Source organism: Cognatishimia sp. F0-27 (genome assembly GCF_020667845.1).
GTDB lineage: Bacteria > Pseudomonadota > Alphaproteobacteria > Rhodobacterales > Rhodobacteraceae > JAFMPQ01.
Genome location: NZ_JAFMPQ010000023.1, coordinates 40,875 through 54,663 on the forward strand (window position 1 = coordinate 40,875; position 13,789 = coordinate 54,663).

The following is a 13,789-nucleotide window of genomic DNA, read 5'->3' on the forward strand; positions in this document are numbered from 1 at the left end:
CAAGCCCGCTTTGCGCCCGGCCGCGCGCGCGGCGCGCGATTTCCCGGCCTCGGGGGGTATTTTGGCGGGTTGCGCCGCGCCCATACCTCGCATAGATACCACGTGATCCGCAGACAGCCGCAGGCCCTCATGGAAAACGTCCTTCTTATCGTGCTTCTTCTTCTCGCTCTCGCCCTGATCGGCGTGGTGCTTCTCCAGCGCTCCGAAGGCGGGGGGCTTGGTATGGGCGGCGGCGGTGGCGGGGCCATGTCGCAACGCTCCGCGGCCAATGCGATGACCAAGCTGACTTGGGTCTTTGGCATTGCCTTCATGGCCGTGTCCCTCACGCTGACGGTGATCTCTGCCCGTAATGCGGAAGGCACATCCGTGATGGACCGGTTTGGTGGCGCCCCTGCCGCGGCCGAAGACGGCGAGATCGACACGGACGCGCTCCTGCCGCCGCCGTCGACGATTGACCCCGACGCACCGCTCGTGCCGCGCGCCGACTGATCCTGACAGGCCCCCGCCGCGTAGGCCGGGGGCACCGCCCACAAGCGTTTGATGTTTACCCGAACGCCGCAACAGCATCTTGCGGCGGCTCTGGACATTTTTGCGCGAATCCGCTACCTCTCAAATCCCGTGATGCTGCCGTTTTTTAGCGGCGGGTGGTCCCGTTCCGGTCTTAAATCGACCGCCACAGCGGATCTTCACCAACAATCAGGCAACGGCGCGCGATCCGGTCGCGTGCCATATTTCACGGGGTCCGGCCACATGGCACGCTTCATCTTTATCACCGGTGGTGTGGTTTCTTCGCTTGGCAAGGGTCTGGCATCCGCCGCACTTGGCGCGCTGTTGCAAGCGCGCGGCTTCTCGGTGAGACTGCGCAAGCTCGACCCCTATCTCAACGTCGATCCCGGCACCATGTCGCCATTCGAACATGGCGAGGTCTTCGTCACCGACGATGGCGCGGAAACCGACCTTGACCTTGGTCACTACGAACGGTTCACCGGCGTGCCCGCGCGACGCACGGATTCCATCTCGTCGGGGCGGATCTATACCACCGTGCTCGAAAAGGAGCGTCGCGGCGACTACCTGGGCAAGACCATTCAGGTGATTCCGCACGTCACCAACGAGATCAAGGATTTCATCTCGATCGGTGAGGACGAGGTCGATTTCATGCTCTGCGAGATCGGCGGCACGGTCGGCGATATCGAGGGCCTGCCCTTCTTCGAAGCGATCCGCCAGTTCAGCCAAGACAAGCCGCGCGGCCAATGCATCTTCATGCACCTGACGCTGTTGCCCTTCATCAAGGCCTCGGGCGAGCTCAAGACCAAGCCAACGCAGCATTCGGTGAAGGAACTGCGCTCCATCGGGCTGGCACCCGATATCCTCGTCTGCCGGTCCGAGGGCCCGATCCCGCGCAAGGAACGCGAAAAGCTCGCGTTGTTCTGCAACGTGCGGCCCGATGCCGTGATCGCCGCGCAGGATCTGCCGTCGATCTACGATGCGCCGCTGGCCTATCACCGCGAGGGTCTCGATCAGGCCGTGCTCGACGCGTTCCAGATCACGCCCGCCCCGAAGCCCAACCTCGACAAGTGGGAGGACGTGTATGACCGCATCCACAACCCCGAAGGCGAGGTCACCATTGCGATTGTCGGCAAATATGTGCAACTCGAGGACGCCTACAAATCCATTGCCGAGGCGCTTACGCATGGCGGCCTGGCCAACCGGGTGAAGGTCCATGTGGAATGGGTCGACGCAGAGATTTTCGAACGCGAGGATCCCGCGCCGCATCTCGAGAAATTCGACGCCATCCTCGTGCCCGGCGGCTTTGGCGAGCGCGGCACCGAAGGCAAGATCAAGGCCGCGCAATTCGCGCGGGAACACAAGATCCCCTATCTCGGGATCTGTCTTGGCATGCAGATGGCGGTGATCGAAGCGGCCCGCAACGTCGCCGGCGTGGCCAAGGCCGGCTCCGAGGAATTTGACCACGAAGCCGGAGAAAAGCGTTTCGAACCGGTGGTTTACCACCTCAAGGAATGGGTGCAGGGCAACGAGAAGGTCAACCGCCGCCCCGATGACGCAAAAGGCGGAACCATGCGGCTTGGCGCCTATGACGCGGTTCTGAGCGAAGGGTCGAAAGTGGCGGAGGTCTATGGCAAGACCACGATCGACGAACGCCATCGGCACCGCTACGAGGTCGATATCAAGTATCGCAAAAAGCTTGAGGAAACCGGGCTGGCCTTTTCCGGCATGTCCCCCGATGGCAAGCTGCCCGAAATCGTCGAATGGCCGGATCATCCTTGGTTTATCGGCGTGCAGTTCCATCCCGAACTGAAGTCCAAACCCTTCGCCCCGCACCCGCTGTTCCGCGACTTCGTGCGCGCCGCCAAGGACGTGTCGCGTCTGGTCTGACGCGGCCCCGGCCTCCGCCCCCTCCCACCGTTCCAGCATAAAAAAACCGCCGCACTCCGGGCAGGAGGCGGCGGCAAGGGGCGTGTGATCTGTCGTGACGGGCGTTCGGCAGGCAGGCCGATCTGGGGACAGGTCAAATTCTCGGGACAGAGAGAATCATCAAACCCGGTTCACGAAACACGCAGGCAGAAACAATACCCTTACATGATGGCAGGAAGATGAAGGGCAGAAACAAGGATCACCACGAGAGAGGCCGCACCGAGCGCGTCTTGCCAAAGCGTGCCGGCCTGGCGGGTCAGCGCTGTCTTGACTTGGTCGATCATCGGAACCTCCATCGTTGCGTTGCCTATTTGTTCTCATATCCTTAACGCCCCGTAAAGAACTTTTTGCGAACATTTGAGAACAAAAATGGAATTATGAGGATTTTCAGACACTTACCAATGAGGGCCCTGACCTGCCGTATGAGCCTTCGGGCGCTTGGTCCCAATGTGGCGAGGCAAAGCCCCTGCCCGGACCGCGCAGCGCCGTCGCCTACTGCGGTTAGCCGACCGAAATCAGGCGGATCGCCTCGTCCTGACGCATCAACCACAACAGCAGGCGCGCAGCCTTGCCGCGCGGGCTTGTCAGCGCCGGATCATCGGCGAGGAGACGCCGGGCATCGCTTTGCGCGATGGCCATCAAACCCGCCTGCCGTTCCAGATCGGCAACCCGGAACCGCGGCAAGCCGCTCTGCGCCGTCCCGATGAGGTCCCCGGCCCCGCGCATCTCGAGGTCGACCTCCGCAATGCGGAATCCGTCCTCCGTCTCGCGCAGCGTCGTCAGGCGCGTATTGGCCGTTTCCGACAGCGGCGCCTGATAGAGCAAGAGGCACGTCGAGGCCGCCTCGCCGCGCCCGACCCGACCGCGCAACTGATGCAACTGTGCAAGGCCAAAGCTTTCCGCGCGCTCGATCACCATGATCGTCGCGTTGGGCACGTTCACGCCGACCTCAATCACCGTTGTCGCCACAAGCACCGCCGTCTGGCCGTCGACAAACCGGGCCATCGCGGCGTCCTTCTCGGCCGGGGGCATCTGGCCATGAACCAGCCCGACGCGCCCTTCGCCAAGCACCGCGCGCAAATGCTTGAACCGCGCCTCGGCCGACACGAGATCGGACACTTCGCTCTCCTCGACCAGCGGACACACCCAATAGACCTGCCGTCCCTCGGCAACGGCGCGGCGCAGATGCGTGACCACCTCGTCGATCCGCTCGGTCGAGACCATCGCCGTCTGGATCGGTTTGCGGCCGGGCGGCTTCTCGTCCAGCACCGACACGTCCATGTCGCCATATTGCGCCAGCGACAGCGACCGCGGGATCGGCGTTGCCGTCATCACAAGCACATCCGCGCCCTGCCCTTTCTGGCCGAGCTCCAGCCGTTGGCGCACGCCAAAGCGATGCTGCTCGTCGACCACCGCAAGCCGCAGATCCGCGAACTGCACGTCTTTCTGGAAGACCGCATGCGTGCCAACCAGAATGCCGATCTTGCCCTTGGCCAAAGCGTTTAGCTTGGCGGCGCGCTCGCTCCCCTTGTCGCGGCCGGTCAGGATCTCAAGCACCACGCCCGCCGCTTCCGCCAGCGGCTGCAACCCTTCGAGATGTTGCCGCGCCAGGATCTCCGTCGGTGCCATCATGACGCCCTGCCCGCCGCTTTCCACGGCCGTCAGCAGGGCCATGAAGGCCACAAGGGTCTTGCCCGCTCCGACATCGCCCTGAAGCAGGCGGTTCATGCGCTCGGATTGCGCCATGTCCGCGGCGATCTCGTCCATCGCCCGCAGCTGCGCGCCCGTGGGCCGATAAGGCAAGGAGTCCAGAACCCGCCGCCGCAATTGGCCGTTTCCCTGTGTCACCATGCCCCGCCCCCGCCGCCGGTCCGCCCGGGCGAGCGCCAATGTGAGCTGATGTGCCATCAACTCGTCATAAGCCAGCCGCGTGCGCGCCGGCGCGGTGGGGGCAAGGTCGTCCAGCCCTTCCGGCGCATGGGCCAACAGCAACGCCGCGCGCCAGTCCGGCCAAACGGTCTCGCGCTTCTGGGCCGGGTCGATCCATTCTTCGAGATCCGGCAGCCGCGTCATCGCATCCGCCACTGCTTTGACCATCAGTTTTTGTGTGATCCCCGCAGTGAGCGGATAGACCGGCTCGAAGCCCGGCAAATCCTGCGCCTCATCGGGCCGCAGAACATGGTCGGGATGCACCATCTGCGCGACGCCATCGAACGACTCGACCCGTCCGGAGACGATCCGCTCTTCTCCCGGCGGCAGCAACCGCATCAGGTAGTCGGCTTTGGCATGGAAAAACACGATCTGGAGCGGCCCGCCGCTGTCATTGGCCATCACCCGGTAGGCGCCGCCCCGCTTGCGCGGCGGGCGATGCTCGCCAATGCGGATCGCAAGCGTCAACACCGCAGGCAGCGGCGCGCCCTCCGCAGTGTCGCGCAACCGCCGGTCGATCACCGCATAGGGCAAGGTATAGAGCAGATCCAGCGGCGCCGAGATACCAATATGCTCAAGCGCTTGCGCCGTCTTCGGGCCCACCCCGGCGAGCGATTGCGCCGCTGCGAAAAGCGGCCAGAGCACTTCCGGGCGCCCGGTCATCCCTCGATCAGGTCCAGCCACTCATCCTCATCGAGGATCGTCACTCCGAGCTCGCGCGCCTTCTTCTCCTTCGACCCGGCCCCCGGTCCGGCCACCACGATATCCGTCTTCGCCGAGACGGAGCCGGAGACCTTGGCCCCAAGCGCCTCGGCGCGCGCCTTGGCTTCGGCGCGCGTCATTTTTTCAAGACTGCCGGTGAAGACGATCGTCTTGTCCGCCACGGGGCTGTCCGCAACCTGCGGGCGCTCGGCATCCTGCACGTCGAGCTGCGCGACAAGCCGTGCCAGCGACTCCCGTTCGGCGGGTTGGTTCATGGCGGAGACAAGGCTCTTGGCCATCACCGGTCCAACCCCGTCAATCCCGATCAGGTCTTCCCAGGCAGGCCCATCGCAGGGTTCGGCCGCCAGCATCGCCGCATCGAACGCGGTCCAGCTTCCGTAATGCCGCGCGATCAGGGCGGAGGCCTGTTCGCCCACATGCCGCACACCCAGCCCGAAGATCAGCCGCGACAGCGCAATCTCCCGGCGCGCGTCAATGGCGTCAAACAGGTTGCTGGCGGATTTTTCGCCCCAGCCCTCGCGGTTCTTGAGCTGTTGCATACCGGTTCCATACCGCTCGCGCAGCGTGAAGATGTCTGCCGGTTCACGGATCCAGCCATCCGCATGGAACTGCTCGACTTGTTTGGCGCCAAGCCCGTCGATGTCAAAGGCCGCGCGGGACACGAAATGTTTCAGCTTTTCCACCGCTTGCGCCGGACAAATCAGGCCACCCGAACAGCGCCGGACCGAGTCTCCCGGCTCTCTGATCGCGTCCGATCCGCATTCCGGGCAATGCACCGGGAACTGAAACATCTCCGCGCCCGCGTCGCGCCTGGATATGTCGACATCCGCAACCTTCGGGATCACGTCTCCCGCGCGGTAGACCTGCACCCAGTCACCCACGCGGATGTCCTTGGGCGTGCCATCCGCATCCGCCCGGATCGGCGCTCCCTTGGAGTCGAAGCCGGCGATATAGTCTTCGTTGTGCAGCGTCGCATTGGAGACCACCACGCCGCCGACCGTCACCGGCTGCAGCCGCGCCACCGGAGACAGGGCGCCGGTCCGGCCCACCTGGATATCGATTGCGACGAGCCGCGTCCAGGCAAGCTCTGCGGGAAACTTATGTGCAATCGCCCATCTCGGGGTTGTCGAGCGGAAGCCGAGCCGCTCCTGAAGCGCGAGCGAATCCACTTTGTAGACGACGCCGTCAATGTCATAGCCCAGCGTCGCCCGGCCCTCCTCGATCCGACGGTAATGGGCGACCATCTCCGCCACATCCGCGCAGCGTCGAGTCAAGGGGTTGGTCTGAAACCCCAGCGCGGCCAGCCGTTCGATCGCGCCGAGCTGTGTCTCGGCCAGCGGGGCGCTCAGCTCTCCCCAGGCGTAGGCGAAAAACCGCAGCGGCCGGCTGCGCGTGATCTCCGGGTCAAGCTGGCGCAGGCTGCCGGCGGCGGCGTTCCGCGGATTGGCAAAGCGCTTGCCGCCGCGCGCGGTCTGGGCCTCGTTGAGCGCGCCAAAATCGTCATGGCTCATATAGACTTCGCCCCGGACTTCGAGCACGGCAGGCGCGCCTTCGAGCCGGTGCGGGATATCCGCAATCGTGCGTGCATTCTCGGTGACGTTTTCGCCAATCGCGCCGTCGCCACGCGTGGCGGCCTGGACAAGCTCCCCATCTTCATAGCGCAGCGAAAGGGACAGCCCGTCGATCTTGGGCTCGGACGTGTAGATCAGAGCATCCGTGTCGGCCAAACCGAGATAGCGGCGGATGCCCTTGTCGAAATCGGCGATATCGGCGTCGTCAAACGCATTGGCCAATGACAGCATCCGCACGCTGTGGCGCACCTTGCCGAACCCCTCCGCGGGGGCGGCACCGACCTGATCGGCCGGGCTGTCGGCGCGTTTCAGATGGGGAAAGCGCGCTTCGATCGCGGCATTGCGGCGCTTGAGGCGATCGTACTCGGCGTCGGAAATCTCCGGCGCGTCCTTGGCGTGATAGGCCAGATTGGCCTCCGCAAGCAGCGCGGCAAGACGGGCAAGCTCGTCTGCGGCTTCACTCTCGGTCAGGGCTTCCGGTTCGCGTGTCTCAAAACTCATCCCTGCGCGCCTCTCCAGTTTGGGATTGGATCGAGTGATAGGTCTCGGGTCCGCGATCGTCCAGTGCAGCGCGCAAGTTTGCGCGGCTGGCGCGTCGTGCACTTAAGGAGCCAAAGCAGAGCGGGCGCGCAAAAAAAGGCTTCGCGCAGGTATCCCTGCCACGAAGCCTTCCGGAAAGCGTTTGCGTCCCGCCTTATCCTGCGGGCGTCGTGAGAACGGCCTGTGTCAGGCGGAAGCCGCGATCGGGCTGGGATCGTCGAGCACCGGTTGCGGATCGCGGAGCACATAGCCGCGGCCCCAAACCGTTTCGATGTAATTGTCGTCGCCCGTGGCCTCGCTGAGTTTCTTGCGCAGTTTGCAGATAAACACGTCAATGATCTTCAGCTCGGGCTCATCCATGCCGCCGTAAAGGTGGTTGAGAAACATTTCCTTGGTCAGCGTCGTGCCTTTGCGCAAGGACAGCAGTTCGAGCATCTGGTATTCCTTGCCTGTGAGATGGACCGGTTTGCCCTGCACCTCGACGGTTTTGGCATCGAGATTGACAGAGACCTTGCCCGTCCGGATCACCGATTGCGCATGCCCTTTGGAGCGCCGGATAATCGCGTGAATACGCGCGATCAATTCATCGCGATGAAACGGTTTGGTCAGGTAGTCATCGGCGCCAAACCCGAAGCCCTTGATCTTGTTTTGCGTATCGTCTTCACCCGACAGGATCAGAATGGGTGTATCGACCCGCGCCACGCGCAATTGACGCAGGACTTCATAGCCGTTCAGGTCCGGCAAATTCAGATCAAGCAAGATCAAATCGTAATCATATAGCTTTGCCAGATCGATGCCTTCTTCACCCAGATCGGTGGAATAGACATTGAGATTTGCATGACCGAGCATCAGTTCAATGCTCTTGGCGGTTGTGGGATCGTCTTCCACAAGCAGGATACGCATTTACAGCCTCCGGTTTCCCCAGTTCTCTGAGGCCTTTTTGGGATAGAATAGTTAACGCCTTATTACCTTAACGCGATTCCTTTATTTTGCAACTTAGGGTTGACGATACTTTTGCAGCCGTGTGGCTTTCAATGCGTCGATGCCATGACAATCGGCCGCGTTGATCCACTCCTGAAGCTCTTCGTCACTCAACCCATAGGTTTTACAGGCCTGTTCCGATGTGAGCAGCCCGTGCTGCACCGCCGCAACCACCTTAGCCTTGCGGGACGCCACCCATCGACGGGTCTCGACCGATGGCAAATCCGCGCGGGTCATGAAACTGCCATCCGGAAGCTGCACGGCACGCGGCCCATCCACTTTCTTGAGATACATACCAAACCCTCGTTACCTGGTTGGCCTACTCAAGCCGAGCACCTCTTAACAGCGCCTGAAACGGGCCCTTGAGAGTAGTTCGGATTTTCCTATATTTGCCTCTGACTTTCAGGAGACCGGTCATGCCTCTCGATCCTGCCCCGCTGAATTCGCTCGGGCTGCCAAAACCGCCGTCGGAAACGCGCGTCGTCGTTGCCATGTCGGGCGGCGTCGACAGCTCCGTCGTGGCCGCGCAGCTGAAGGAAGAAGGGTATGACGTTGTCGGCGTCACCTTGCAGCTTTATGACCACGGCGCGGCCCTCGCTAAGAAGGGCGCCTGTTGTGCGGGGCGCGACATCCACGACGCGCGACGCGTGGCCGAGGAGATGGGCTTTCCGCACTATGTGCTGGATTACGAAAACACCTTCCGCGAAGCGGTGATCGACGAGTTCGCCGACAGCTATCTCGGGGGGGCCACCCCGGTGCCATGCATCCGCTGCAACGAGCGGGTCAAGTTCCGCGATCTGCTTGAAACCGCAAAAGATCTCGACGCCGATTGCATGGCCACGGGTCACTATATCCAGCGCAAGATGGGCCCGGCCGGCGCGGAGTTGCATGCCGCCGCCGATGCCGCGCGGGACCAATCCTACTTCCTGTTTTCGACGACGCCGGAACAGCTCGATTACCTGCGCTTTCCGCTCGGGCATCTTCCGTCCAAGGACGCGACCCGCGCGCTTGCGGCGCGGTACGGTCTTGCGGTGGCCGACAAACCCGACAGCCAAGATATCTGCTTTGTGCCGAACGGCGACTATGCCGCCGTAATCGAAAAGCTGCGCCCCGGCTCCGCGGAACCCGGCGAGATCGTGCATGCGGACGGGCGCGTGCTCGGCACGCATCGCGGGGTCATCCATTACACGATCGGACAGCGCCGCGGGTTGGGAATCGGCGGGTTGAGCGAGCCGCTTTACGTGGTCAAGCTCGACGTGGACGCCCGGCGCGTGGTTGTCGGCCCCAAGGAGATGCTCGCGACCCGCACGATTCCGGTGCGCGAAATCAACTGGCTGGGCGATGTCCCCTTCACGTCGCGCTCCGAATGGCCGCTCGCCGTGAAGGTGCGCTCGACACGCCCCCCGCGTGACGCGATCATCCGGCCGCTGAGCGAAACCACTGCCGAAGTTGAACTGCTGACGCCGGAAGAAGGCGTTTCGCCCGGTCAGGCCTGCGTGTTCTACGCACCGGACGATTCGCGGATCTTCGGAGGCGGCTGGATCTGGCGCGGATACTGAGCGTCAGTCCTTGGTCTTGGCACCCGCTGTGACGCTTGTGAGCGCGTCATGGTCGACCAGCGTCCACGGCAAGCCGACATTGCGGAAAATCCGCTTTCCCTTGTTCGGGTAGTCACCGATGTCATGGTCGAGCCGCTGGCCGATCACGAGACAGCGCAGCGTTTGGTCTCCGGTATTGACGATGGTATGCGCCAGACCGCCCTTGCGATATCCAATGAAATCGCCCGCGCCGACGGCAAGCCTGTCGTCACCGATCTGCGCGGTTGCGGTGCCTTCGAGGATATAGACGCATTCGTCTTCATGGTGATGAACGTGGTATTCCGTGGTTTCCGCGCCCGGCGCCACTTCGATGAGATGAACGCCCACCCCCGTGAGGCCCGTGGCGTCCCCCAGCGATTTGTTGACGCGTTTGGCGTCGGGATTGAGGAAATGTGTTTTCTCCAACCCCGCCATGGCGGCGATCTCTTCGGCACGGAGCAGGTAAGGCTTCTCGGTCATGGCGTCCTCTCTCACGGATGTCGGGTCAAAGGACGGCTGGCCCGGTGAAACGCACGATCATGCGCATGGAATGTGCATGCGATGTGCATGCTTTGTGCATCGCTCGAAACCCTGAGGGCCAATCATCGGCGCGCCCCGCTCAGGATCCCTTGTCAGGCTCCTGATAGACGCCCTGTTCCTTGAGGATATCGACCACTTCCGCGGGCATGTAGGTCTCGTCATGTTTGGCAAGGATCTCGCTCGCCTCGAACACACCGTCCACATAGCGTCCGGTGCCGACCATGCCCTGATTCTCCTCGAAGAGATCGGGCAGAACGCCGGTATACACCACCGGCACCGTGGCACCGCCATCGGTCACGGAGAACTTGATCTGTTCACCCGAGCCCCGCACGATGGAGCCTTCCTCCACGAGGCCACCGATGCGGAACACCTCCGTTGGCGCGGGCGGCTCTTCCACGATCTGGGTCGGCGAGCGGAAAAAGTTGATCCCGTCGCGCATCGCGTATCCGATCAGCGCGGTCGACACGACAAGCGCCACGGACGCCAGCGCGATAATCTGAATGCGACGTTTCTTCTTGAGCGATTTCAGGGCCATAAAACGCGTTCCTCCTCCGGCCTGCGTAATATAGTCTGCTCTGCCGGGTTTGGGGAGACCCCGGCGCAATTCGCCGCAGCCCTTGGCAGCCTGAGCGTTGCACGCTAGACGACACCGGACCATGCCAGTTCAGGATCACCCATGAAAGCCGCCATCGCCACGTCCGACTACCACGTGCCGGGCGAGACCTTCATCAATCGCCACATCGCGCATCTGTTCGGCGGCAATACCTGCGTGATCTGCGGCCGGGCCAATGGTGACGATCCCTATCAAAAACCGCTATTCGAGCGGCGCGCAAAGCTCTCCGCGCGCGACACGCTGCTGCGCCCCTTCGCGGCGCTGAGCGGTGCTGTGCTGCATGGCACGTCACGGCTGCCCTTTGGTGACAACCGCGCGGCGCTGGCCGCCTTTCTGCGCGCGCAGCGCGTCGATGTGATCCTCTCCGAATTCGGCACACAGGCGCTCGTTGTCGCCAAGCTCGGCAATGATCTTGGCATTCCGGTCTTCACCTACTGGCGCGGAACCGATGCGTCGCGCGCGCTGCGCTCGGCCCAGCGTGTGCGCTCCTACCGCAAGATGATGCCGAGGCTGGCGGGCATGATCTCGGTCAGCCAGTTCCTGCTTGATAACCTCGCGCGCCACGGCGTGCGCCACCCCAACGCCCATGTGATCCCCTCCGGGGTCGACACAAGCCGCTTTCAGCCCGGTGATAAGCGGCCGTTGAGCTGTCTGGCCGTGGGGCGCATGGTCGAGAAAAAGGCCCCGCTGGTCACGCTCGACGCCTTCGCCACCGCCGCACGAGGCACAGCCGCGCATCTGACCTTTATCGGCGATGGTCCTCTGCTGGAGCCCGCCCGCGCCCGGGCGGCCGATCTCGGCGTCGCCGACCAGGTCACCTTCACCGGCGCCCTGCCCCATGATGCGGTGCGCGCGCATCTCGCCCAGACGGCCTTCTTCCTGCAACACTCCGTGACGGCAAAGGACGGCAACACCGAAGGATTGCCGACCGCCATTCAGGAAGCTCTGGCCTGCGGTGCCATCCCGATCTCCACGGTTCACGCGGGCATCCCGGAAGCCGTGATACCCGGCAAAAACGGCTTTCTTGTAGAAGAATGGGATCAGGACGGGTTCGCCGCCGCCATTGCAGAGGCCTTTGCCCTGCCGGACCCCGACCGGCTCGCCCGTGCCGCGCGCGCCACCGCGCTGGAGCGCTTCGACAATGGGGTCCTGCTCGAAAAACTCGAGCGCGTTATCCGCGACACGATCGCCGGCCCGTCGGTTTGACGGCCCGCGCCAACGCCGCTACCCAAAAGCCAGACGGGGCGCGCGCCCCTGACCCGAAGCAAGGGCCATGCCGATGATTTATCCTACCGCTGCCGACTGGTGTCATGCCGAAAAGCGCCGCGTGGTGCTGTTTGCGATGTCCGGGCTCGGCAAGACCCATGTTTCCACCATGCTGAGAGAAACCGGGGACTGGTTTCACTACTCCATCGATTACCGCATCGGCACCCGGTACATGGGCGAATACATCGCCGATGAGGCCAAGCGCCATGCCATGCAGGTGCCGTATCTGCGCGATCTTCTGATGTCGGATTCGATCTATATCGGCTCCAACCTGACCTTCGACAATCTGGCACCGGTCTCTGCCTATCTGGGCAAGCCGGGCGCACCGGAGCGTGGCGGGTTGCCGATAGTGGAATACCGGCGCCGACAGGAGCAGTTCCGCCGCGCCGAGATGCAGGCGCTGCTCGACACCGGCGACTTCATCGACCGCGCGGAGACGCTTTATGGCTATCCGCATTTTGTTTGTGACACCGGCGGTTCGATCTGTGAATGGGTCGATCCGCACGATCCGGACGATCCGATCCTGACCGCACTGACAGAGCGGGCGCTCATGGTCTGGATCGAGAGCGGCACGGACCATATGGCCGAACTGGAACGCCGCTTTGACCGCGCACCAAAGCCCATGGCCTACCAGCCCGCCTTTCTCGAAACCGCGTGGGAGCGTTACCTCGCCGAAACCGGGCTGCGGGCCGACGCCGTCGACCCGGACAGTTTCATCCGCTGGACCTATGCCCGGGCGCTTGCGCATCGCCAACCGCTCTACCGGGCGATGGCGGAGAACTGGGGCGTGACGGTGCAGGCCGATGCCATGGCGCAGGTCGGCGCGGAGGCGGATTTCATCGACGTGATTGCAGAGGCTATTGACAGCGCGCCTCAGCGGCGCTGATCGCTTTTGACGACCCCCTGAGCGGTGCGATCGGGTGCTCGGGCATATCCACATGGCCGAAGGTCATCACGCTGCCTTTCTTGAGCGCTGCAAGCAACGCGTCATCCCCTGCAACGGGGGCCACGAGGTCTTCGCCATCCTTTTGGAAGCGCAGCGTTCGGGTCACGCGATCTGCAAACAGATCCCAGTCTCCTTCCGGCATCTCGGTGCCGACGATCCGCCACGTCCTTTTGCCGGACGCGTCGCAGGTGAAGTAAAACGCATGGCTGCCATCCGTCGCGTGCACGCCCGCATAGGCGGTGCCGTCGCGCAGGACGTGCCCATACCAGCGGTCGCCGGGGCTTCGCGCGTTGGGCAACGGCACCTGCGCGATCCCCCCTTCGGTGCAGATCCGTGCCACGCAGCGCTCGTATTGCGGATTGTCAGCCGGTCCATTGCTTGCAAGGCAACGCCAGATGCAGCGCTGAAACGCCATGCCGTCGTCGTCCTGCGCGCGGGCTTGCTGTGGCATGCCGACGATTAATGCCGCCAAAACGGCAATGCCCATCCGGAGCGGTCTTCCGATGCGTGTCATGGCGTCTCCTGGCAAGAACTGCTTTCATGCGCCGAGCCAAGCATGACTGACACGGTCGATCAAGCCGCCAGGCGAACCGGGAGCAGATGCCGATCCTGCGTGCGGCTTGTGAAACCGCGATTGCTGCCCTATCTGTCGCGTCCCAATGAGAACGAA

General features: G+C 63.3%; 13 protein-coding genes. 5 read left to right on the forward strand and 8 right to left on the reverse strand.

The features are described from left to right. The first annotated feature begins 129 nt into the window (after positions 1-129). Together secG and J1C49_RS13360 are read left to right on the forward strand one after the other, a co-directional pair. A complete protein-coding gene (secG, locus tag J1C49_RS13355) occupies positions 130-489 on the forward strand; it encodes a preprotein translocase subunit SecG (RefSeq protein ID WP_227446363.1) in 360 nt (119 codons plus the stop codon). Positions 490-750: 261 nt separating this feature from the next. Then, the gene (locus J1C49_RS13360; RefSeq protein ID WP_227446328.1) at positions 751-2,394 is read left to right on the forward strand and encodes a CTP synthase; all 1,644 of its coding nucleotides are present in this window, start codon (positions 751-753) and stop codon (positions 2,392-2,394) included. 200 nt (positions 2,395-2,594) lie between these two features. Here J1C49_RS13360 and J1C49_RS21745 read toward each other — a convergent pair whose 3' ends face one another. The 5 genes from J1C49_RS21745 to J1C49_RS13380 form a co-directional block, all read right to left on the reverse strand. Continuing rightward, positions 2,595-2,717, reverse strand: a complete 123-nt coding sequence (locus J1C49_RS21745; RefSeq protein ID WP_255670710.1) for a hypothetical protein — start codon at positions 2,715-2,717, stop codon at positions 2,595-2,597. Between the two features lie 217 nt (positions 2,718-2,934). Beyond that, positions 2,935-5,025 carry an ATP-dependent DNA helicase RecG gene (gene recG, locus J1C49_RS13365; RefSeq protein ID WP_227446364.1) on the reverse strand — a complete coding sequence of 697 codons (2,091 nt, stop codon included), beginning with the start codon at positions 5,023-5,025 and terminating at the stop codon, positions 2,935-2,937. After that, positions 5,022-7,157, reverse strand: a complete 2,136-nt coding sequence (ligA, locus tag J1C49_RS13370) for an NAD-dependent DNA ligase LigA (protein WP_227446329.1) — start codon at positions 7,155-7,157, stop codon at positions 5,022-5,024. Before ligA ends, recG begins: the two co-directional genes overlap by 4 nt. 225 nt (positions 7,158-7,382) lie before the next feature. Continuing rightward, on the reverse strand, positions 7,383-8,099 hold the full coding sequence (ctrA, locus tag J1C49_RS13375; protein WP_227446330.1) for a response regulator transcription factor CtrA: 717 nt from the start codon (positions 8,097-8,099) through the stop codon (positions 7,383-7,385). 93 nt (positions 8,100-8,192) lie between these two features. Next, complete coding sequence (locus J1C49_RS13380) at positions 8,193-8,471, reverse strand: DUF1153 domain-containing protein (RefSeq protein ID WP_227446331.1); 279 nt, start codon at positions 8,469-8,471, stop codon at positions 8,193-8,195. A gap of 122 nt (positions 8,472-8,593) precedes the next feature. Between J1C49_RS13380 and mnmA the strand changes: the two genes are divergently transcribed. After that, complete coding sequence (gene mnmA, locus J1C49_RS13385) at positions 8,594-9,736, forward strand: tRNA 2-thiouridine(34) synthase MnmA (protein WP_227446332.1); 1,143 nt, start codon at positions 8,594-8,596, stop codon at positions 9,734-9,736. 3 nt (positions 9,737-9,739) lie between these two features. On the opposite strand, the gene J1C49_RS13390 is transcribed toward mnmA, so the two are convergent. Further along, positions 9,740-10,234, reverse strand: a complete 495-nt coding sequence (locus J1C49_RS13390; protein WP_227446333.1) for a cupin domain-containing protein — start codon at positions 10,232-10,234, stop codon at positions 9,740-9,742. A 139-nt stretch (positions 10,235-10,373) separates the two neighbouring features. Then, a complete protein-coding gene (gene ccmE, locus J1C49_RS13395) occupies positions 10,374-10,829 on the reverse strand; it encodes a cytochrome c maturation protein CcmE (RefSeq protein WP_227446334.1) in 456 nt (151 codons plus the stop codon). A 141-nt stretch (positions 10,830-10,970) separates the two neighbouring features. Here ccmE and J1C49_RS13400 point away from each other — a divergent pair, with 141 nt between their 5' ends. Next, on the forward strand, positions 10,971-12,113 hold the full coding sequence (locus J1C49_RS13400) for a glycosyltransferase (RefSeq protein WP_227446335.1): 1,143 nt from the start codon (positions 10,971-10,973) through the stop codon (positions 12,111-12,113). A 73-nt stretch (positions 12,114-12,186) separates the two neighbouring features. Continuing rightward, positions 12,187-13,059, forward strand: a complete 873-nt coding sequence (locus tag J1C49_RS13405; protein WP_227446336.1) for an ATPase — start codon at positions 12,187-12,189, stop codon at positions 13,057-13,059. On the opposite strand, the gene J1C49_RS13410 is transcribed toward J1C49_RS13405, so the two are convergent. After that, positions 13,031-13,633: a hypothetical protein gene (locus J1C49_RS13410; RefSeq protein WP_227446337.1), complete on the reverse strand. Its 603-nt coding sequence runs from the start codon at positions 13,631-13,633 to the stop codon at positions 13,031-13,033. The genes J1C49_RS13405 and J1C49_RS13410 overlap by 29 nt on opposite strands. Positions 13,634-13,789 lie beyond the last annotated feature (156 nt).